The sequence below is a fragment of the Vibrio sp. A11 genome, assembly GCF_013048705.1.
Classification (GTDB): domain Bacteria; phylum Pseudomonadota; class Gammaproteobacteria; order Enterobacterales; family Vibrionaceae; genus Vibrio; species Vibrio metschnikovii.
Window position 1 is genome coordinate 24,158 of sequence record NZ_VHSI01000016.1, and the last position, 21,154, is coordinate 45,311.

19 protein-coding genes are annotated in these 21,154 nt (G+C 46.1%); 3 read left to right on the plus strand and 16 right to left on the minus strand.

Annotated features, from left to right (window positions below):
• Positions 1 to 53: 53 nt before the first annotated feature.
• The 11 genes from FKQ60_RS14585 to pilM form a co-directional block, all read right to left on the minus strand.
• Complete coding sequence (locus tag FKQ60_RS14585; protein ID WP_170906678.1) at positions 54 to 734, minus strand: phosphoglycolate phosphatase; 681 nt, start codon at positions 732 to 734, stop codon at positions 54 to 56.
• A 96-nt stretch (positions 735 to 830) separates the two neighbouring features.
• Positions 831 to 1,511 carry a ribulose-phosphate 3-epimerase gene (gene rpe / locus FKQ60_RS14590; protein WP_170904268.1) on the minus strand — a complete coding sequence of 227 codons (681 nt, stop codon included), beginning with the start codon at positions 1,509 to 1,511 and terminating at the stop codon, positions 831 to 833.
• A 124-nt stretch (positions 1,512 to 1,635) separates the two neighbouring features.
• Positions 1,636 to 2,451, minus strand: a complete 816-nt coding sequence (locus FKQ60_RS14595) for a Dam family site-specific DNA-(adenine-N6)-methyltransferase (protein ID WP_004394487.1) — start codon at positions 2,449 to 2,451, stop codon at positions 1,636 to 1,638.
• A 68-nt stretch (positions 2,452 to 2,519) separates the two neighbouring features.
• Positions 2,520 to 3,971: an AAA family ATPase gene (locus FKQ60_RS14600; protein WP_170904269.1), complete on the minus strand. Its 1,452-nt coding sequence runs from the start codon at positions 3,969 to 3,971 to the stop codon at positions 2,520 to 2,522.
• Positions 3,972 to 4,114: 143 nt separating this feature from the next.
• On the minus strand, positions 4,115 to 5,200 hold the full coding sequence (gene aroB, locus FKQ60_RS14605; RefSeq protein ID WP_004394485.1) for a 3-dehydroquinate synthase: 1,086 nt from the start codon (positions 5,198 to 5,200) through the stop codon (positions 4,115 to 4,117).
• 28 nt (positions 5,201 to 5,228) lie between these two features.
• Complete coding sequence (gene aroK / locus FKQ60_RS14610; RefSeq protein WP_040903956.1) at positions 5,229 to 5,747, minus strand: shikimate kinase AroK; 519 nt, start codon at positions 5,745 to 5,747, stop codon at positions 5,229 to 5,231.
• 186 nt (positions 5,748 to 5,933) lie between these two features.
• A complete protein-coding gene (locus tag FKQ60_RS14615) occupies positions 5,934 to 7,655 on the minus strand; it encodes a type IV pilus secretin PilQ family protein (RefSeq protein WP_158144635.1) in 1,722 nt (573 codons plus the stop codon).
• A gap of 24 nt (positions 7,656 to 7,679) precedes the next feature.
• Positions 7,680 to 8,201, minus strand: coding sequence for a pilus assembly protein PilP (locus FKQ60_RS14620; RefSeq protein WP_040903953.1), 522 nt, complete (start codon positions 8,199 to 8,201; stop codon positions 7,680 to 7,682).
• A complete protein-coding gene (gene pilO / locus FKQ60_RS14625; protein ID WP_154169997.1) occupies positions 8,191 to 8,781 on the minus strand; it encodes a type 4a pilus biogenesis protein PilO in 591 nt (196 codons plus the stop codon). Before pilO ends, FKQ60_RS14620 begins: the two co-directional genes overlap by 11 nt.
• Positions 8,774 to 9,367: a PilN domain-containing protein gene (locus FKQ60_RS14630; protein WP_110167721.1), complete on the minus strand. Its 594-nt coding sequence runs from the start codon at positions 9,365 to 9,367 to the stop codon at positions 8,774 to 8,776. The genes pilO and FKQ60_RS14630 overlap by 8 nt, the downstream gene beginning before the upstream one ends.
• A complete protein-coding gene (pilM, locus tag FKQ60_RS14635) occupies positions 9,357 to 10,364 on the minus strand; it encodes a type IV pilus assembly protein PilM (protein ID WP_154169995.1) in 1,008 nt (335 codons plus the stop codon). The genes FKQ60_RS14630 and pilM overlap by 11 nt, the downstream gene beginning before the upstream one ends.
• A 141-nt stretch (positions 10,365 to 10,505) precedes the next feature.
• Here pilM and FKQ60_RS14640 point away from each other — a divergent pair, with 141 nt between their 5' ends.
• Positions 10,506 to 12,986, plus strand: coding sequence for a PBP1A family penicillin-binding protein (locus FKQ60_RS14640; RefSeq protein ID WP_170904271.1), 2,481 nt, complete (start codon positions 10,506 to 10,508; stop codon positions 12,984 to 12,986).
• A 53-nt stretch (positions 12,987 to 13,039) separates the two neighbouring features.
• On the opposite strand, the gene oxyR is transcribed toward FKQ60_RS14640, so the two are convergent.
• Positions 13,040 to 13,939, minus strand: a complete 900-nt coding sequence (gene oxyR, locus FKQ60_RS14645; RefSeq protein ID WP_170904272.1) for a DNA-binding transcriptional regulator OxyR — start codon at positions 13,937 to 13,939, stop codon at positions 13,040 to 13,042.
• Between the two features lie 235 nt (positions 13,940 to 14,174).
• Here oxyR and FKQ60_RS14650 point away from each other — a divergent pair, with 235 nt between their 5' ends.
• A complete protein-coding gene (locus FKQ60_RS14650; RefSeq protein WP_040903944.1) occupies positions 14,175 to 14,462 on the plus strand; it encodes a DUF3624 domain-containing protein in 288 nt (95 codons plus the stop codon).
• Positions 14,463 to 14,611: 149 nt separating this feature from the next.
• Here the strand turns inward: FKQ60_RS14650 and argH are convergent, their stop codons facing one another.
• From argH to argC, 4 genes are all read right to left on the minus strand, one after another.
• Positions 14,612 to 16,480: an argininosuccinate lyase gene (argH, locus tag FKQ60_RS14655; protein ID WP_170906679.1), complete on the minus strand. Its 1,869-nt coding sequence runs from the start codon at positions 16,478 to 16,480 to the stop codon at positions 14,612 to 14,614.
• 133 nt (positions 16,481 to 16,613) lie between these two features.
• Complete coding sequence (locus tag FKQ60_RS14660) at positions 16,614 to 17,825, minus strand: argininosuccinate synthase (RefSeq protein WP_158138964.1); 1,212 nt, start codon at positions 17,823 to 17,825, stop codon at positions 16,614 to 16,616.
• Positions 17,826 to 17,922: 97 nt separating this feature from the next.
• On the minus strand, positions 17,923 to 18,714 hold the full coding sequence (gene argB, locus FKQ60_RS14665) for an acetylglutamate kinase (RefSeq protein WP_154169987.1): 792 nt from the start codon (positions 18,712 to 18,714) through the stop codon (positions 17,923 to 17,925).
• Positions 18,715 to 18,737: 23 nt separating this feature from the next.
• Complete coding sequence (gene argC, locus FKQ60_RS14670; protein ID WP_158144630.1) at positions 18,738 to 19,739, minus strand: N-acetyl-gamma-glutamyl-phosphate reductase; 1,002 nt, start codon at positions 19,737 to 19,739, stop codon at positions 18,738 to 18,740.
• 153 nt (positions 19,740 to 19,892) lie between these two features.
• Here argC and argE point away from each other — a divergent pair, with 153 nt between their 5' ends.
• Positions 19,893 to 21,035: an acetylornithine deacetylase gene (gene argE / locus FKQ60_RS14675; RefSeq protein ID WP_004394473.1), complete on the plus strand. Its 1,143-nt coding sequence runs from the start codon at positions 19,893 to 19,895 to the stop codon at positions 21,033 to 21,035.
• Positions 21,036 to 21,154 lie beyond the last annotated feature (119 nt).

Genomic DNA, 21,154 nt, shown 5'->3' on the forward strand with positions numbered 1-21,154 from the left:
AGTTTAGCAGTGTACTCATTGATGAGTATTTTACCAGAGGCAAGTGATAATTTTTACGCGCAAACCATAACAACATCGAGGAGTTGAACGATATCATCCGCCACCACATCAGGCTTGGCATTGGCAATTGGCTCACCGTGGTTATAACCATAGGTTAAGCCAAATGAAGCACAGCCCGCATTTTGGGCCGCTAAAATGTCGTTTTTCGAATCACCGACCATCAACATTTGCTCTGCCTTCAAGTGGTGCTTTTCGAGCAACCAATTAAGGGCCATAGGATCGGGCTTTTTATGGCTAAAGGTATCGCCACCAATCACATCACTAAATAGCTCAGCTAAACCATGTTGAGCAAGAACATCAGGCACAAATTTACTCGGCTTATTGGTCACCAACGCTAAGATAAACCCCGCGCGATGCAGTTCCGCCAAGGTATGCTTTACATTCGGATAGAGGTGGCTCAATTGGTGGCCGGTTTGCGCATAATACTCATCAAATAACAAACGCGCTTGCTGGCGAGTATCATCATTCAACTTGGGATCGATATTGAGACTTTGACTTAAACAGCGACCGATTAACACATCGGCACCATTACCAACATAGTCACGTACCTGAGATTCCGTTACCCCAGGATAGCCCAAAGCGCGCACCGCTTGATCAGCAGCAACAGCAAGATCAGGCACACTATCAAGCAGTGTGCCATCGAGATCAAACGCGATTAATTTTATTGATTGCAAAACTCTATCCTATTTGTGCTCTCCCTACCGACGAATCAAAGTCGCTCGCCGATTAACGTCATCGGCGCTCAGCGGTAAGGAATAATAACTATTTTATTAATTACGACGTTCAACGCCAGCCAGTTCACTACGCATGGCATCAATCACCGCTTTATAATCTGGCTCGCCAAAAATTGCCGATCCGGCAACAAACATATCCGCGCCAGCTTGGGCGATTTCACGGATATTCTCGACCTTTACGCCCCCGTCTATTTCTAAACGAATCGAGCGACCACTTTGCGTAATACGCTCACGTACCACACGTAGCTTATCTAACGTGTGCGGAATAAAGGACTGGCCTCCAAAACCTGGATTGACCGACATTAGGAGAATCAAATCGACTTTGTCCATAATGTAATCGAGGTGACTGAGCGGCGTGGCTGGATTCAGCACCACTCCAGCCTGACAGCCATGCTCTTTGATCAGTTGCAAGGTGCGATCAACATGCTTCGAGGCTTCCACATGAAAGGTGATCATTGATGCGCCAGCGTTAGCAAAATCAGGAATAATTCGATCAACCGGCTCAACCATAAGATGCACATCGATTGGCGCGGTAATACCATAATCACGTAGCGCTTTACAAATTGGCGCACCAAAGGTCAGATTAGGTACGTAATGATTATCCATCACATCAAAGTGAATCACATCCGCTCCAGCGGCAAGCACTTTATCAACATCGTCGCCAAGGCGCGCAAAATCTGCAGAGAGAATGGATGGAGCAATAAGAAAATCTTTCATACCTGACCTCTTCGGTGATAGAACATAGCAAACAAAATATGCCCAGTATTCTAACCTAGGGGTGGCAAAGATCCTAACCGGAAGCGACGTTCACTCCCTCAGAGAGTGAGAATTACTTTATTGACTAAGGTGTAAATAAGGCCAATAACTCATCGACTTTATTCCGCCCAGCACCATTACGACTGATCGTGCGCTTAACTTTAACCACATTCAGTTGCGCACCATGGTAAAGGCGACGAGTTAAAATCGTATCGTGATTGGAAATAAGGACCGGAATACCCCGCTCTTGAGCGGTTTTCTCAGCCAAATCGGCTAAAGCGGCTTGGTCATCAAGGCTAAATCCATTCCCCGCATAAGCCGTAAAATTCGCGGTATTCGACAACGGCGCATAAGGAGGATCACAGTAAATAGCACTCGATGCCATGGCTTGATGGAAAGTTTGTTGGTAACTCGCGCAAATAAACGTGGCACGCTGCGCTTTCTGCGCAAAAAACTCCAGTTCGGCTTCAGGGAAATAGGGTTTTTTGTACGAGCCAAACGGGACGTTGAACCCACCTTTTTTGTTATAACGGCATAAGCCATTAAAGCCAAAACGATTCATATACAAAAAAGCCAGCGAGCGATACATCACGTCATCGCAGTCATTAAACTGCTTACGTACGTCTAAATAGGCTTCTTTACGATTATTTTCTGGTGTAAACCAACGCTTGGCTTCGCGAATATACTCTTGCGGCTGATGTTTTAATAAATTGTATAAATTGATTAAATCCGGATTAATATCCGCCAACAAATAATGTTCAAAATCGCTATTAAGGAAAATCGAACCCGCACCGACAAAAGGCTCAACCAACTGACTTGCAGGTGGCAGATGGCGTTGAATCTCTTCGACTAGGCCAAACTTTCCCCCAGCCCATTTCAAAAAGGCACGCTGCTTTTTCATCTACTGCTCTAATCAATCACCAAAAATAAGGGTGCGGAATGTAACATATTTTCTACTGAATCTCAGCGTTATTTCGCACGTTGAATTTCACGTTGAACTTGGCTAAGTGATTTGGCCCAAGGACCGAGTGCTTGTACCGCTGGTGGTAAAGTAGCCACCGCATCACGAGCTAATTGGATGGTTGGATAGTTTTGATAAGTGACAATATACCAATCCACCTCATCACGAACGGTTGGGTAGACGTATAGCGTCTCTGTCAGTGAATAACGGTCAATAAAGTTTTGGACTTCTTGCAGAGAATTCACCGCCGCCAGCTGTAGGGTATAACTGCGCGGCGACATCGCCATCAACTCTTCTCTGGCGAAAGAGAAACGAATAGGTCCTGATGACGGAGCAGATTCATCGACTATCGGCAAATCGTCATTCGTCGCTTGAGTGATAGGATAGCGATTAACCTCAACAGCAACTGATTCCGAGCGGCTATCCAGCAAGGCATCCACCACATCGGAAGTGATCACCACTCGCTGATGTACAGTATCAGCGATACCAACCCCTTCTAAACTTTCAACCACTTTGGGAGGCAAAGCAATGGCATCATCGGCCATCGCATTGGATGGGTTCGGTTGTGAAGACGTCACAGCGACGTTTTGATAAGAACGAGCATTGTCCTCTTGAGACGGTAACGTCGGAATCGCCGTTTGCTCAGCTCGTTGAGTTAATACAGGCAATGTCTCATTTGGCGACGGCTGGGACCATAGCCACCAGTAGCCACCACCAATAAATAACATCAATAACAGTACCAGCAAGCCAATATTCAGCGGTGAGCCGATGATCGAGCGAATAATGATGCGCTTCTCACGCTTTTGATCGACTAACGCCATGATCTCCCCCGGAAGATAATTCACTTTTTTATATGCGCTACGAGCTTGACGCTCCAGTGTTGGATCAACATAACGCATGACTCGCTGTTCAAATAACCGGTCGGCCTCATACTCTGATAATGGCTCGATCTCGAGTTCAATCGGTTTATGTTCTTGACCATAAGTTAAGCGAGTTAATAACGCATCAAGACGATTAGCTTGCGCAAATAACACCACATTAATGGTCCAGCGAGGATTAGTCTGAGCTTCAAGCACCCACATCCATAACTCGGAGAGTAACGTATCAGACAACAAATGCGCATCATCAATCACCACAACAATATCGCATGTCGTACGCTCGCCAATCAAACGTGAAAAACTATCAAGCAACGCATCTTTGGCATTAAACAGTGGCTCTGATAACACTTGGCTAAGAATGGTGGTGCGATGCTGCTCATCGCTTTGATTAGGATGACATAAAAGTAAGGATTGATTTTTATCCGCCACCCAATACTCAAGGTAACGTTGCGCTAACCAAGATTTTCCGGCACCTAGACCGCCAAAAACATTCACTAGGTTGGAACCAAAACGCGTCAGTAACTGTAATCGTTCCAACAGTTCAGTTTGCGAATCTAACTCTAGTTCATGTTCCACACTCATCGACGATCCTAATGGCTTAATGTCTGATACTGATACCGAAACTGACTGATCAACGATACAGCGGTCAGGTAGACTCATTCTAATTTAGATTGAATGGGAACGTCTGGCCAACACCGCTGTAACATCAAGTAGGCAGAATACCACTATATATTACGACAATCTTCTATCGCTTGCTTAATCACCGTTTGCGAAACCCCTTTTACCACTTCAGACGTTCCGATACCGGTTGGGAGCACTAAGCGTAACTCACCCGCCAAAACCTTTTTATCACGCATCATATGTTTAATGAAATCATCAAAACTCATGCTGCTCGGCGTGTGCACAGGTAAGCGCGCTTTTTTCAGTATGGCATGAATACGCTGTTGCTGCTGCTCTGAGATCAAACCTTGTAACTTAGCCGTTACTGCGGCCATCATCGTGCCTGCCGCTACGGCTTCACCATGCAACCAGCAGCCATAACCTAACTCGGCTTCAATGGCATGGCCAAAGGTATGACCTAGATTTAATAAAGCGCGAATTCCGGATTCCTTTTCGTCTTGAGCAACGACTTCCGCCTTTATCTGGCAGCAACGAGCAATCGCATAAGACAGCGCGGACGCCTCTAACGCATACAAGTCTTCAAGATGGTTTTCAAGCCACACAAAGAAATCATGATCATAAATAATGCCATATTTGATCACTTCAGCCATGCCGGCGGCAAACTCTCGGGGGGGCAGTGTCGCTAGGCAGTCAGTATCAATAATCACCGCTTGAGGCTGGTAAAATGCCCCAATCATATTTTTACCCAACGGATGATTCACCGCGGTTTTTCCACCGACAGAAGAGTCGACTTGAGCCAATAATGTGGTTGGGATTTGAATAAAATCGACACCGCGTTGATAACACGCTGACGCAAATCCGACGAGATCACCAATCACCCCACCACCAAGCGCAATAATCACCACATCGCGGCTGTAATTATGCTCAAGGAGATAGCTCATGACCGTATTGAAGGTATCGAGATTTTTGTACTGTTCGCCGTCTGGAAGTTCCAGTAGAGCCGATGAACAGCCGATTTGGTTTAGAACGGCAAGTAATCGCTCAGCATAAAGTGGCGCAACCGTATGATTGGTGATCACCACCACTTTTTGCTGGGCGGAAAGAGGAAGAAGGGCCGGATTATTTAATAATCCGGCACCAATTGAAATGGGGTAGCTACGCTCACCTAGGCTGACCGTAATCCGTTCCATGGTTTGCACTCCAAAATAAAAGAACTGGTTAGTGTTCTTCTAGCATTTTTACGATCTGGTTGGCTACCACTTTTGCACTTTGATCGTCGGTACGTACTGTGATGTCCGCAATTTCTTCATACAAAGGATTACGCTCATCAGCAAGTGCTTCTAGCACTTCTCGAGGATGATCCGTCTGTAATAAAGGGCGTTTCTTGTCACGGTTAGTACGTGCTAATTGTTTTTCAATAGTGGTTTCTAAGTAGACAACCACGCCTCGAGCAGAAAGGCGGTTACGGTTTTCTTTGCTGATCACTGAGCCACCACCAGTGGCGAGAACAATACCTTGTTGCTCAGTAAGATCATTGATCACCGCTTCCTCGCGTTTGCGGAAGCCTTCTTCACCTTCAACGTCAAATACCCATGCGATATCTGCGCCAGTGCGCTCTTCAATGACAGTATCGGAATCAACAAACTCCATATGAAGTTGTTGAGCCAAGTGTCTACCAATTGTACTTTTGCCAGCGCCCATCGGGCCAACAAGAAAAATATTGCGTTTTTCGGCCATGTTTAGCAGTAATTTACAACGTTAATTCAATGACATCGCCACAAGATTCGCCAGACAGCGGTCGACGATAGGAATGCTTGTGGCACCTATTCCTCACAGATAATTCGTGATAAGACCCGAAATTATCTAGATAAGGTGCCACTAATGCAACTTTAATTTTGCTTTAGCGGAAATAATCACACTAAGTTACTGAATTACAACCTTTGGAGTAACAAAAATCAGTAGCTCACTTTTGCCCATTTGCTGATAGCTACGTCGAAAAAGCGCACCGAGTAACGGTAAATCACCCAGTAATGGCACTTTATCGACAGTATTAGTGATGCTGTGTTGGAAAATACCGCCCAGTACCACGGTTTCGCCATTATTGACTAAAACTTGAGTACCAATCCGTTGCGTGTGGATCGCTACCGCTTCTCCGGTACCGGTTTTGACAATATCGCCAGGTCGGTCTTGGGTAACACTTAAATCCAGCACCAAACGATTATCCGGCGTAATCTGCGGGGTAACCTGTAAACTCAGTACCGCTTTCTTAAATGCCACCGTAGTCGCACCGCTGGAAGACGATTCTAAATAGGGGATCTCTGTCCCCTGCTCTATATAAGCTGGCTTTTTATTGGTAGTGATAAGCCGTGGACTGGAAATAATTTCCGCCTTCGATTCTCGCTGCATCGCTGACAGTTCAAGATCGAGCAGTGTCCCTGAACCCAGCTTTGCCACCTGAAACGCGATGCTCGAAGCATTCGCTGCTGTGGCTCCCAAATTGACATTAAGGAAGTTATTGATCATTTCGCTACCATCTTCTGGTTGATAGAGACCAATACCCGTTAAGTTACCTTCTATTGAACCACCAACTGTATTATTACCGCGTGTTGAGCTCACGCCCCAACGAATACCGAGTTCATCAAGATTACCTTCATTCACGGTCACAATTCGCGCTTCAATTTGTACCTGCTTAACAGGGATATCTAACGCCGAAATGATCTCTCGGATCACATGAATATTTTCCGGCAATTCGCGAATTAATAAGGCATTGGTACGTTCATCGATACTGATTGAACCTCGTTCAGAGAGCATATTCACCGCTCCCGTCCCACCAATCATCTCAGCGATATCTGACGCCTTCGCGAAACTTATTTTGATGATGGCTGACTGCAAGTCTCCCAACTCTTCTGCTAAACGGGCTTTTTCCAGCTGTTGTTTTTCACGTAAATCGAGTTCCGCCTTAGGCGCTACCAAAATCACATTGCCCTCAACCCGCTTATCCAACCCTTTCACCTGCAAAATAATGTCCAACACTTGCTGCCATGGCACACCATCTAAACGCAGGGTTAAATTCCCTACCACTGAATCAGATACCACTAAGTTAAACTGATTATAATCAGCGATCAGTTGTAAAACGTTACGTACCGGAATGTCTTGAAAGTTAATCGAAATCAGCTTGGCTGATGGTTCAAGTAGATTGGCTGGCGCACTTTGAACCTCGGCTTTTAACGGCGTGATCGTCACTTCAACGTAACGACCTTTGAGCTGATAATCATAATGAAAGGGACCGTGTATTTTAGCCAACAACAACGTGCTTGGTGTTTGACGAAAAACTTCCACACTCTCAACTATGGTTGCGAAATCTTGAACATCAAGTAAATAAAGCTGTTCCTCAGCCACATCGGTTTTTAATAATTCAATACTCAACCCCTGCGTCGTTTTCTGGACATCAACCACACTCGATGCCGACGCTAACTCAATCACAATCACCGCGGCTTTGTCGGGGGTTACCCGAAAATCGATGTGTTTAAACTGATTGCTATCACTCGCTAGAGCAGCCTGCGTCGTCAATGCTAAACCTAGCCATAGCGTGATGCACAGATAGCGCAGCACTACCGCGATACTTGAAGGTAATCCTTTAATCATAATTTAGTCTCTAAACAGAAATGTTTATTTCAAAGCCAATGTGACGTGACGCTGATTCCAGCACCCCAATCCATCTGGTAAGGTTTCTTTAATCAATAGATGATCCTCGGCCACGCGTATAACTTGCCCATTATTTACTCCGACGTACTGACCCGCTTGGAGAGTAACCACCATTCCATCAGGTGTTTGAATCAAAGCAGAAACCTCTCTTTCACGGCGCATCACACCACGCAATTGCAATTGATTTAGCGGATATCGCTCCAGTGAAGTGGTTTTTCCTCTCGACTTAGGCTGCCAGCAATGGCGATTGGTGATCGGTTGATTTTGGGCAATCGCTTCTCGTGGTAAAACAAAAGGCTCGCGTGCGTCATGCTGTGCATATTCAAAAGCTTGAAACGCAATCACTGGCGTTAGCTGAGCAACTTCTTGTTGACTCTTAGCTTCCACTTCCGCTAAGTAGTCCACCAGAGACTCTTGATTGGCTTTACAGCCGATCAAAGAAACAAAAGTGACTAGCGCAGTCACGATTGACGTACTATTTCTCATCGCCTGCCTCCGCTTTAAATTGGTAGGTGTAAGCCCGTACTCTGAAATGTAAGGTACTGCTCTCTTGACTGACTCTTTGCCAATCCACATCATCAACATTGATGATTCTTGGTAGCGTGGCTATCGCCTGAGAAAAATCGCCAATGTTGTGGTAACTTCCCGTCAGTTCAATATTCAATGGTAAGCGATACAAAAATGCCTGCGGTTGCTTTTCTCCCCAATCAATTCGAGTAAAGGTTAACCCATGTTCTAATCCCAGCTCGTTGACGGAAGCAAGCAAACTGGCCAGCTCTTGCTGTGCTGGGAGTTGGCGCAATAAAAAATCATAACGCTCAGCTAACTCATCCAATTGAGTTTGCAACTGAGGTAATGCCGCGACTTTATTGGCCTTAATGCGTACTAATGATTTAAGACTCTGCTCTTGCTGATTGAGCCCTTCGAGTGCCTCTTGTTTAGGTGATAAATACATGCCATAGCCGATGACTTGAATCACTACCATGACCAACACAATCACCGTCAGTTGTGCGTTGAGCGGCCATTCAAGCAATTCATCGATATCCAGATCACGAAAATTAGCCATGATGTTCACCTTGCCGAATCAACGCCTCTAATCCTGGTTGAGCAGTATGAAAATGAAAAGAGACCTTAAAACTCTGAAAATCTTTATTAAAACGCTGATTCCCAGCGACAATCGAGTGCATGCCTACTGCTGATAAGTGTGGTGACCTTTCTAATTTATCTAACATGGTGGCTAAGCGTGCGGTACTATCGCTAATCCCGCTGACTTCGACCGCATCCCCCTTCATACTAATTTTGTCGACGTAAACCCCTTCAGGAATCAACTCTGGCATCAAGTTCATCAATTGTGTGGTTTTATTGCGCTTTTGCTGTAAGGACTCAACAACACTGAGCCGGGCTTGCAGTGCTTGATGCTCAGCTTCGGTCATTTTGAGCGCCCGTAATCTCTGATCCAGTTGCTGAAGATGCTGATTCAAAAAATCTAATCGTGCCTGTTGGTGCTGTTGTTGCTGATCAAGGTAATGGCCGGCACCCCATTGCATGAGCAAAGCGACTAAGACACCAAGACTCATAAGCTGGAGAAAGCGCCGTTTATGATCAGCACGCTGCGCCTCTCGCCAAGGGAATAAATTGATACTATGCAACATGCCCACTCTCCAACCATGCTATTCCTCGCAACGCAAGACCAGCAGCCGTCGTGAATTTAGGCTGATCATTTAACCGCTTACGTTGAGTGATTTTGTTGACAAAAGTCGCTAATGGCGCGAACCGTTCACAGGGTAATCCAAGCTGCTCGGTGATGGTTTCTGCTAGCCCATCCATCATCGCCCCGCCACCAGATAACCAGATCCCCGCTAGGCTTTGCTGACCATGAACGGAAGTAAATAACTGCAGTTGACGGGTTAGGCGTTCGACAAATAATCGATTGAATAGCCATTGGTTACGTTCATCGCTGCGCGCCATCGTTTCCGCCAGAGACGGCAATTCAAACCAGCGTGTACCTAAAGCAATATCCTTATAAAACGGCGCTTTATCGGCAAAATCGATACATAACGTTGTTTGGGTATAACCAACATCGACCAACATCCAATTCGAGCGCTGTTGAGCCTGACTCACCTGCTGCCAAATCTGAGCCAGACCATGTAATTGCACATCCAGTAAGGTTGCTTCCAGTCCGGCTTGTTGAATCGCCGATAATCGACTCGCGACAACTTCTCTTCGGGTGGCATACACCTGATAGGTCGCAGTTCGGTTTTTAGCGAATGCTTGAATCGGTAAGGGAACAAAATCTAAGCTCAGTTCTTCCATCGGCAACGGCGATTGATGAGAAAAAGCCTGATAAATAGCAAACTCTTTTTCACGAGGGTCTAAGTCGCTATCTATTTGTAATACTTTACTAATTACCGCCGTATCAGGCAGTGCAATCGCAACCTTGCGACTAAATAGCGGCAAACTCTTTTTTAGTTCTTTGAGTTTCTTTACAATTTTCTGATAATTCAACGTGTCGTTATCGGCGAAAATGTCGTCAGTAATGACGATTTCTGTGCAACCGTGTAGCGAATAATTGTCGCCATTTGGTTTAAGAGCCACAGCTTTGATGCTGTGATGACCGATATCGACACCAATAACTAATGATTTACTCATGCCATTAACTCCAGTGACAATTCTCAGCCTCACACACTTATTTGTGAGAAAATAACCGTTCACTATTTTTAAGTGCTGAGGTTTTAGTCTAGAGTACAGGGGTTTGTACTAAGACAGCCTCTACTAAACAGGGATTCTCCGGTGAAGTTCATAAAGCGTTTACTCATATTTTCATTGATTTGCATTATTCTTGGAGTCACTACAATCTTTGGCTTCTATTTTTATGTAAAGCCAGATCTACCCGATGTCGCTGAATTAAAAGACGTTCGGCTACAAACTCCCATGCAGGTGTTTAGTGAAGACGGTAAACTGATTGCTCAATTTGGTGAAAAACGACGCATTCCATTGCGCCTTGATGAAATGCCACCAGAATTACTCGAAGCGGTGATCGCAACCGAGGATTCACGTTTTTACGAACACTACGGCTTTGACCCGATTGGTATTACTCGTGCTGCAGTGGCCGTCATGGCCTCAGGGAGTGCCTCTCAAGGGGCAAGTACCATTACCCAACAACTGGCCCGTAATTTCTTCTTATCCAATGAGAAGAAAATCATGCGTAAAATTAAAGAGATCTTTATTGCCATTCATATTGAGCAGCTCTTGAGTAAAGAAGAGATCTTGGAGCTTTACCTGAATAAAATTTATCTCGGTCATCGTTCTTACGGTGTTGGTGCCGCAGCCCAAACCTACTTTGGTAAAGAAGTCAAAGATCTGACGTTAAGCGAAATAGCGATGATTGCTGGCCTACCCAAAGCCCCTTCTACCATGAATCCCCTTTTCTCTGTGGAGCGAGCCACTCACCGTCGCAATGTCGTCTTATTACGCATGCTGGCAGAAAACTACATCACGCAACAAGAGTATGATCAGGCTCGTAATGAACCATTAATCTCCAAATTCCATGGCGCAGAAATTGAGCTACGAGCTCCTTACGTGGCAGAAATTGCGCGCGCATGGATGGTCGAACGTTATGGTGAAGAAGCGGCCTATACCTCTGGGATGAATGTCTACACGACGGTCAACACCAAGTTACAACAAGCCGCAAACCAAGCCGCTATCGATAATCTCCTCGCTTACGACATGCGTCACGGCTACCGTGGTGCCGAAAAAGTACTCTGGAAAGCGGGGCAATCAGCTTGGGATACCCCGACCATGATCGCTCACTTACGTAGTGAACCCACTTACGGCGATCTTCTGCCTTCGATTGTGATTAAGGTCGAAGAAAAATCGGCTCAGGTTTGGGTAAAAAATGCCGGACTAAAAACCATTGCATGGGAAGACATGAACTGGGCAAGGCGATTTATTACTGACGACCGTCAAGGGCCTTTACCGACTAAAGCCAGTGATATTCTAGCGGTAGGTGAACAAGTGTGGATTCGTCGCCAGCACGCTATAGGTGATGAACAAGAACACTGGACACTGAGCCAAGTGCCTAATGCGAATACGGCGTTCGTTGCTATGGATCCCGATAATGGTGCGATACTAGCACTGGTTGGTGGCTTTAACTTCGTGCACAGTAATTTTAACCGTGCAACCCAATCGGTCCGTCAGGTGGGGTCAAGTATCAAGCCGTTCATTTACTCTGCGGCTTTGGAAAAAGGCCTCACTCTAGCCTCATTAATCAATGATGCTCCGATTAACCAATGGGATCAAAGCCAAGGTATTGCTTGGCGTCCTAAAAACTCGCCCCCGACTTACGTCGGCCCCACTCGTCTGCGGATTGGTCTAGCGCAGTCGAAAAACGTCATGGCAGTCCGGGTACTGCGAGAAGTCGGCTTGGAAGAGACTCGCCATTTCTTGACCCGCTTCGGTTTTGAGTTATCTCAATTACCTCGCTCTGAGACCATTGCCCTAGGCGCAGGCAGCTTAACGCCCGTCAAAATGGCTCAAGGCTATTCGGTATTTGCTAACGGTGGATATTATGTTGAGCCGTTCTACATCAGCAAAGTGGAAGACAGTTTTGGCCATGTCGAGTTTTTAGCTAACCCCAAAGTGGTTTGTCATCAGGATTGTCAATCTTCATCCGATAATCCGTTCAATGAGCAAGATGCCACGGTCAATTATGCACCACAGGTGATTTCCGAACAGAATGCTTTCCTCGTTCGTGAAATGATGTATAGCAATATCTGGGGTGGCGGTGATTGGCGTGCAGGAACGGGATGGAATGGTACCGGTTGGCGCGCACAAACCTTAAGACGTCGTGATGTGGGCGGAAAAACAGGAACAACTAACGACTCGAAAGATGCTTGGTATAATGGCTTTGGACCAGGCATGGTCGCAACGGCTTGGGTCGGATTTGATGATCATAGTCGTAACTTAGGTAGCACAGCCCCTAACCCGAATACTGATGATGATATTACTGGCGCGGAAGCCGGAGCGAAAACAGCCCAACCGGGATGGGTAGAATTTATGCGCATCGCTCTCGATGGTGTACCGGCCCAACCCAAAGCCATTCCACCGAAAATCATTCGCGTGAGAATTGATCGCGACAGTGGGCTACTCACCAATAAATTAGATTCCAGTTCTATGTTCGAATACTTTGTCCAAGGAACGGAACCGAAAGAGTATGTACAAGAGGATACCCCTCACAGCATCTACTTAGATGATAGTGACAGCTTATTTTAATCTTGACCGCCCCAATTAGGGGCGGTGTTATTTTCAGACACTGAACAGGCAGGCTATTGAGTGGCTAACGCTTGTAGGCGATCTTTCATCACCTGAGCTAGCTGTTCATAGCGCTGGCGCAGCGGTGAACCGGGGCGATAAGCCAAAACAATTTGTCGTGATGGCTGTGGATTGACCGCTTTGATATAACATACACCATCTTTGGTTTTTTCGTCCGGTAGCGAGAGCTGAGGTAACAAAGTAATCCCAGCCCCAGCGGCGACCATATTACGTAAGGTTTCTAAACTGGTGGCTTTAAAACGCTCATCGTCTTTCGCCCCCGCAGCAAAACAAAAACCTAACGCTTGGTCACGTAAGCAGTGACCATCGCCTAATGCCAATACGGTTTTACCGTTCAGTTCCAACATATCCACCTCATCACGATTGGCCCATTCGTGTGAACAAGGCACAGCAATACTCATCGGCTCATTGTAGATATCGATCTCTTTAAAAGGGGCACTCTCCTCAACCGAGGCTAATACCAAGCAATCGAGCTTGCCCTCTTCTAACTGACGCACTAATTGATGCGTTTGCGCTTCATGTAAATAGAGTTCCAAATCAGGAAATCGAGCTTTGAGCTCAGGGATAATCTTCGGCAATAAATAAGGGCCTAGCGTCGGAATAAACCCAATGTGCATCGGGCCACTCATGGCCCCTCCCTGTTGACTGGCCATATCTTTGAAAACTTTAATTTCACTGAGAATACGTTTGGCTTGGTCAACAAGCTGTAGCCCAGAATCGGTAAATAATACCCGCCGACTACTACGCTCTAACAATACCGTACCAAGTTCATCTTCTAGCTTGCGAATTTGTCCACTAAGAGTCGGCTGACTGACAAAGCAGGATTCAGCGGCTTTACGAAAATGCTTGTGCTCAGCAAGAGCAACTAAGTATTCAAAATCTCGAATGTTCATCTTATTCCTAGATAAAAACCATCAATCATATCGAAAGCAACAGAAAAGGCGTCTCGTTATAGCGTCACTGCTGCAGTAAGAATATACCTATCAAAAACCATAACATTGAATGCTGATGACTATCAAAGCTTTTATGTTTTGCCACTAATCTCACACTGATGGGTTAATACTTCTCGTGTTTCGCTTAACGCGATAACATACTTAAGCGCTGCACCTCATCCATTAAGGAGTCACCATGAAACTCACCAGTTGTCACTACTGTGATCAAGCATGGTTCTGGAAAAAAATTGGTCGTTGCCAACGCTGTATTGATTGGTTAACCGTACTATCTGTCGCTTGCTGGGGAGTCTGGTTTTGGTTATTTAGAAATGAGCCAACCGCCATCGCATCCATCGCCCTTCTCTTCGCAGGTTTCGCTTTTAATGGTCTGTTATTTTTACATTTATGGATGAAGTTTGTCGTATTACCGTGGCGAGAGCGTCAAAAAAACTCGACTGATCACTCGCCCACAAAAAAGCCCTAAAACGAAAAGGAGTTTTAGGGCTCTCTTAGAGCGATCTAAGAAAAAGCAGTGGTACAGATATAGACTGTGCTTTTTCTGGTTGGTTCCACTTTACACGATCTTTTTTGATCTTTTCTTTTGCTTGGTTTCACCATAAAAGATCTCAACACTTATCGTTGATGGATAACAATCCGCTGGGCAAAATCCACTTCTAAGGCTACTTCATCACAAGCGTGTTGCCGCGGGCACTGCTCACAATCTTTTAATACCTTTTCCGGCAATAACGTTTTCGAGGTTGGAATAAAGTTCAGTTTCATAAAGAACTCCGGAGAACGAGTCAGTACGAACACTTTATTAATCGCCATTTGCTGGGCTTTTTTCACTAAGTAATGGACAATCGCACGCCCTTGACCTTGACGCTGCCAGCCCGCTTCAACCCCAAGAGAACGAATTTCTGCTAATCCTGAATCGTAAACGTAGAGCGAGGCGCATCCCGTTATCTCACCATGATGTTCAGCCACAGCGAACGAACCAATATCGCGTACAATGTCGCTTCGTGAACGCGGTAAGTTCTCGCCCATGTTTGCCCAATAAGCAACCATGCCTTCTAAACGTTCAATATCGGTTAAGCGTGCCGGACGTACTTTGACCGTACTTGCATCCCGCTTCGCCAAACGTTTTTCGGCTTCTTCAACCGCATAAGCCACTTGTGACGGAGCGACGCCACCGAGTGCACTGCGTTTTTCTAAGCATGATTCGATGGTTAAAATGGCGTAAACATCATCTTCAATCACAGGAGAAAAGGCTTTTAACTCAGCCAAGGATAACTCTTCCAATGCGCAGCCTTTTTCGATAGCGCCAACTACCGCGACGCCAACAATATGGTGTGCTTCACGAAACGGAATACCTTTAGCAACTAAATAGTCGGCCAGCTCAGTAGCATTAGCATACCCTTGTTTGGCCGCTTCTAAAGTCCGCTCAGTTTTCACTTTGATCCCGTCAAAACACAAGGCTGCCATTTCCATACAATCATGCCAAGTATCAAGCGCATCAAACAGCCCTTCTTTATCTTCTTGCATGTCTTTGTTGTAAGCCAAAGGCAAAGCTTTTACGGTCATCATCATCGCCGCTAATGACCCATAAACCCGACCAGTTTTACCGCGGATCAGTTCCAGAGCATCAGGATTTTTCTTCTGCGGCATTAATGAAGAGCCAGAGGTTACGGTATCCGCTAATTCAATAAATCCAGACTCACCGGAGTTATAGAAGATCATGTCCTCAGCTAAACGCGACAAGTGGAGCATTGATATCGATGCTACCGACATCAGTTCCATCACATGATCGCGATCCGACACCGAATCGAGTGAATTACGTGTAGCCCGGCGAAACCCGAGATCATAGGCCAACTGCTGACGATCAATAGGATAAGCGGTTCCAGCCAAAGCGCCAGAGCCGAGGGGACAGGTATCTAATCGTTGTAGCGCATCTTGTAAACGTGAGTAGTCACGCTCAAACATCTCAACATATGCCAAACACCAATGAGCAAACGTGACGGGTTGAGCGCGTTGCAAGTGCGTATAACCAGGTAGTACTGTCGCTTGATGTTGTTCGGCGACCGAAACCAACTGACTCTGCAATCTATCCAAGCCGAGCAGTAATTGCTGGCCTTGCTGACGACACCATAATTTTAAATCGGTGGCGACTTGATCATTACGTGAACGTCCGGTGTGCAGTTTCTTACCTAAATCGCCCACTTTACTGATTAACTGCTGTTCAACCCACGAGTGAATATCTTCCGCATCCGATGACAAGATCTGCCCAGGATCTTCCATTACCGCGAGCTTCAACTCATTTAATGCTAATTCTAATGCTTGTTGCTCTTGTTCTGTTAGTACGTTGACTGACCGTAACGCTTTCGACCAAGCAATCGAGCCGACAATATCTTGCTCAGCCAATCGGTAGTCAAAACGCAGGGAGTCGTTAAATTGTTTAAACCGGGTGTCTGCTGCTTGGGTAAATCTTCCGCCCCATAATGCCATTGCGTTTCTCCTACCTTTGACCTAAGGCGCATACGCCATAGGAAAACATCTTGTACTCGGGTTAAAAACAAGGATCGCCGAGCGATCCTTATGAGCTAATCTCTAACGATGGCCTCATTCAATCCAGTGAGGCTTATTTATTTTCGTTCAAGGCACGAATCCGACTCGCCAAAGAATACAAACGAATGAATCCACCAGCATGACTTTGGTCATATACTTCATCAGCCCCAAAGGTAGCAAACGCTTCTGAATACAAACTGTTCGCAGAACGCTTCTGAGTAGCGATCGCTTGCCCTTTGTAAAGCTTGATCACCACTTCACCATTAACCTGCTGAGCGAGCTGATCGGCAGCGGCAAACACCGCTTCACGTAGTGGGGTGAACCAACGGCCATCATACACCAGATGTGAGGCTTTAATGCCGAGCTCTTCACGAAACTCAAACGATGCCTTGTCTAACACCAGTTGCTCTACTGCACGTAGTGCTTCCATCATGATCGTGCCTCCCGGAGTTTCATAACAGCCGCGAGATTTCATCCCCACCAAACGGTTTTCAACAATGTCGATCCGACCAACACCGTGTTTAGCCCCTTTTTCGTTCAAATAAACTAAGGCGTTATAAGGTGTCATCAGCTCACCGTCGACACCAACTACCTGACCCTTTTCCACTTGTAAAGTGACATACTCAGCGTCATTCGGTGCTTGTTCAGGATCAACGGTCCATACCCAGCAGTCCTCATTGGGTGCATTCCAAGTGCTCTCCAGTACACCACCTTCAGTGGAAATGTGCCACGCATTAGCATCACGTGAGTAAATTTTAGTTAACGATGCTGCGCAAGGGATATTACGCTCAGCCAGATAGTCGAGGCACTCTTCACGGCTGACAATATCCCACTCTCGCCATGGGGCAATAACATGCAAATCTGGTGCAAGGGCAGCAAACGCACCTTCAAAACGTACTTGATCGTTGCCTTTACCAGTACAACCATGGCACAGCGCATCAGCGCCTACTTTACGAGCGATCTCTACTTGTGCTTTCGCGATGATTGGGCGAGCCATTGAGGTGCCCAGCAGATATTTCCCTTCGTAATACGCGCCAGTTTTTAAGGTTGGATAGATGTATTCAGCAACCATTTGTTCTTTTAAATCGACCACATAACACTCTGAAGCGCCCGAGGCTTTCGCTTTTGCTTCAATGCCTTGTAACTCTTCTTCTCCTTGGCCGACATCTGCAACAAAGGCAACCACTTCACAGGCATAGTTTTCTTTTAGCCACGGAATAATCACTGAAGTATCTAGACCACCAGAATAGGCAACTACTACTTTATTAACTTGAACTTTACTCATTGATGCTTTCTCCATTACCCAGTACCCGCTTAGCGGTCTGCACTAAGGTCTATTGATTGTGTTTAGTGGTCATGCGCCACTCATTGCCTATTGTGATTTATTGCGGTAAAAATTGGGTTCCAATACTTTCACCAGCAAATAGTTTGTGCAGCTTTTCCGGATAGCGCCATGTGGCGACTTGAATCGGACGCCCCAAATCATTGGCGGCCTCTAGTGCGGCTTTGACTTTGACGATCATCCCATCGGTGATCACTTTACCAGCAATCAAACTAGTGGCTTGCTGAGCGTTCAAGCTCGGCAATAAGTGCCCTTTGCCATCCAATACTCCACTCACATCAGAGAGCAGAACTAACTCGGCATCCAGTGCACCGGCCACCGCCACCGCCGCCTGATCGGCATTGACATTCATCATTTGTCCGCTTGCAGTAAGCCCAATCGAACTGATGATCGGTAGCCCGCCAGCATTAAGAATGGCTTGTAACAGTTGTGAATCGCCCGGCAGGGCTTTACCCACCGCTCCCAGTTCAGGATCGAGTTCCTCGACTTGACATAAGCCGCCATCCGCTAAACATAAACCGATGGCATTCAAACCGTCTTTTATGGCTTGTCCTTGGAGCATTTTATTGGCCGTTCCCGCTAACGCTCCGGCAATAAAAGGAATTTGTTCATAAGGGGTAACGCGTAGCCCTTCTTTCTTTACCGTCGGCAGGTGTAATTTTGCCATCAACTCATCGACCAAATAGCCGCCACCATGAACAATGACAATTCGTCGCTGAGCTTGAGCTTGATACAGTGCGATAGCGCCAAACAATTTGCTTAGCGTGTCAGAACAAGACAGCGCTGCGCCGCCTAATTTAATCACCAATGGATTATGCTGTGTATCTGTCATATTTCACCCTTACGCTTGGTGCTTTACACCAAAGCCGTTAGCTCAGAAAAACCGTAATGAATATTTAAACATTGCATCGCTTGACTCGATGCCCCTTTTAGTAAGTTATCGATCGCTGAAACGACGATGATATGCTCACCTTGCACTCGCCATCCCAAATCACAAAACGGCGTAAATTCCACATCTTTAATCGATGGCAAACTGGATTTTAGCCTCACCGCAGGCTGATCAGCATAAGCCTGAGTAAACGCCTCATCGACTTGCTGCGCCGTAACACCGGCTGCCAACTTCATGGTTATTGTGGCTAAAATACCCCGTTTAAAATTGCCCAGATGTGGGGTGAAAATCACCTCACAGCCTAAATGGGTAGCAATTTCTGGTTGATGACGGTGAGTAAATACGCCATAAGGCTGCAGGCTAACTTCACAAAAACTGTTGGTTAGGGTCGCTTTTCGACCTGCCCCCGTCACGCCGCTGGTCGCGTTAATCACTGGCCATTGCTCAGTATCCAACAAATTTGCGTTAATCAACGGTTTAATAGCCAGTTGCGCCGCCGTCGGATAGCATCCTGCCACGGCAATCAGTGAACTATGCAAAATGGCTTCACGGTTCCATTCTGCTAAGCCATACACCGCCTTATCTAGCCACTCACGGTGCTGGTGCTCAAAACCATAATAATTAGGATAAAAATCCTCACTTTTCACACGAAAGGCACCAGATAAATCAAAAACCTGACAATCTTGGGCAAGGAAAATTGGTGCCAGGTCGTGACTCACTTCATGAGCCGTCGCTAAAAACACCACATCGCACTGACTCGCAACAACAAGTGGGTCAACTAAAGGCTCAATCTCCATGTCAATCAGCCCAGCTAATTTACCATGCAGCTCAGCCATTGATTTTCCTGCATCGAGACTGTTGGCGGAAACATATAAACCTGCTAGTTTGAGTTGAGGGTGTTTTTCCACCATCAGCGCTAATTCAGCACCGGTATAGCCACTTGCACCAATAATTGCGGTTTTTAACATTAATACCCATCCCAAAGCGGAGTGAAAGCCAAGTTAAAACTGATTTTTAATTTATAAAAACGAGCCTTAATTGGTTTTTTATTCATAAAAAGTGATTTAATATGTGTTTTACATTTTCAGCGATACTCTGTCAATAGTAGGAGCAAAGATAATATGCAATTACCCAGTTTCTTGGAGGTCTATTCGGGCCTGATTTCCACGCCTTCCATCAGCTCCACTGACCCGACATGGGATCACGGCAACAGTGAGGTGATTGCTAAATTAGCCGAATGGTTTGAAGCACTCGGCTTTACCACTCAAGTCGAAGTGGTTGCGCCAGGAAAACATAATTTAATCGCCAAAAAAGGCGCGGGAGAAGGCGGACTACTCTTGGCTGGGCATAGTGATACGGTGCCTTTTGATCAAGGTCGCTGGAATTTTGAACCTCATGCTTTAACTCAAGCGAACGATCGTTTCTACGGCTTAGGCACCGCCGATATGAAGGGATTTTTTGCTTTCATTTATCAAGCCGTAAAAAATATCGATTGGAGTAAGCAAAATAAACCCCTGTATGTCTTAGCGACCTGTGATGAAGAGACGACCATGCTGGGTGCCAGACATTTTACGGCTAACGCACCTTTTCAACCCGATTACTGCATTATTGGTGAACCGACCAGCTTAGTGCCAGTTCGTGGACATAAAGGCCACGTCGCCAATGCGATTCGCGTTACAGGGCAGTCTGGTCATTCATCCAATCCTGCGCTGGGTGTTAATGCGATTGAGATTATGTACGAAGTCATGTTTGCCCTGATGCAACTGCGTGACCGACTGATTAAAGAGTATCATCACCCGGGCTTCGAGATCCCGAGTCCGACCCTCAATCTCGGCCATATTCATGGCGGCGATAGTCCGAACCGTATCTGTGGCTGTTGTGAGCTGCATTATGATGTCCGGCCTTTACCGGGAATTAGCTTAGATGGACTCGATAACCTACTGCGCGGCGCACTCAAAGACGTTCAAGACAAATGGCCAGGTCGAATTGCGATTGAAGCATTGCATGAACCTATCCCTGGTTACGAGTGTCAGCACGATCACCCGTTTATCCTTGGCGTGAGTGAACTGTGTGGACAACCCTCGCAAACGGTCAACTATTGCACTGAAGCTCCGTTTCTACAGCAGTTGTGTCCAACCTTAGTTCTCGGTCCCGGCTCTATCGATCAAGCGCATCAACCCGATGAATATTTATCCTTCGATTTTATCGAACCGACCGTGAATATTCTTTCTCAAGCCATCAATAAATACTGCTTTACTGAGTAATCCCATTTCCCCCGCGCCGCTCGTTGGATGGTATTGATAGCGAGAGCGGCGCAACATCTCATCAAGGTTTTATATCGATGATGCCAGCATAAGCATGCTAATGGTTTCAATCAATTGTA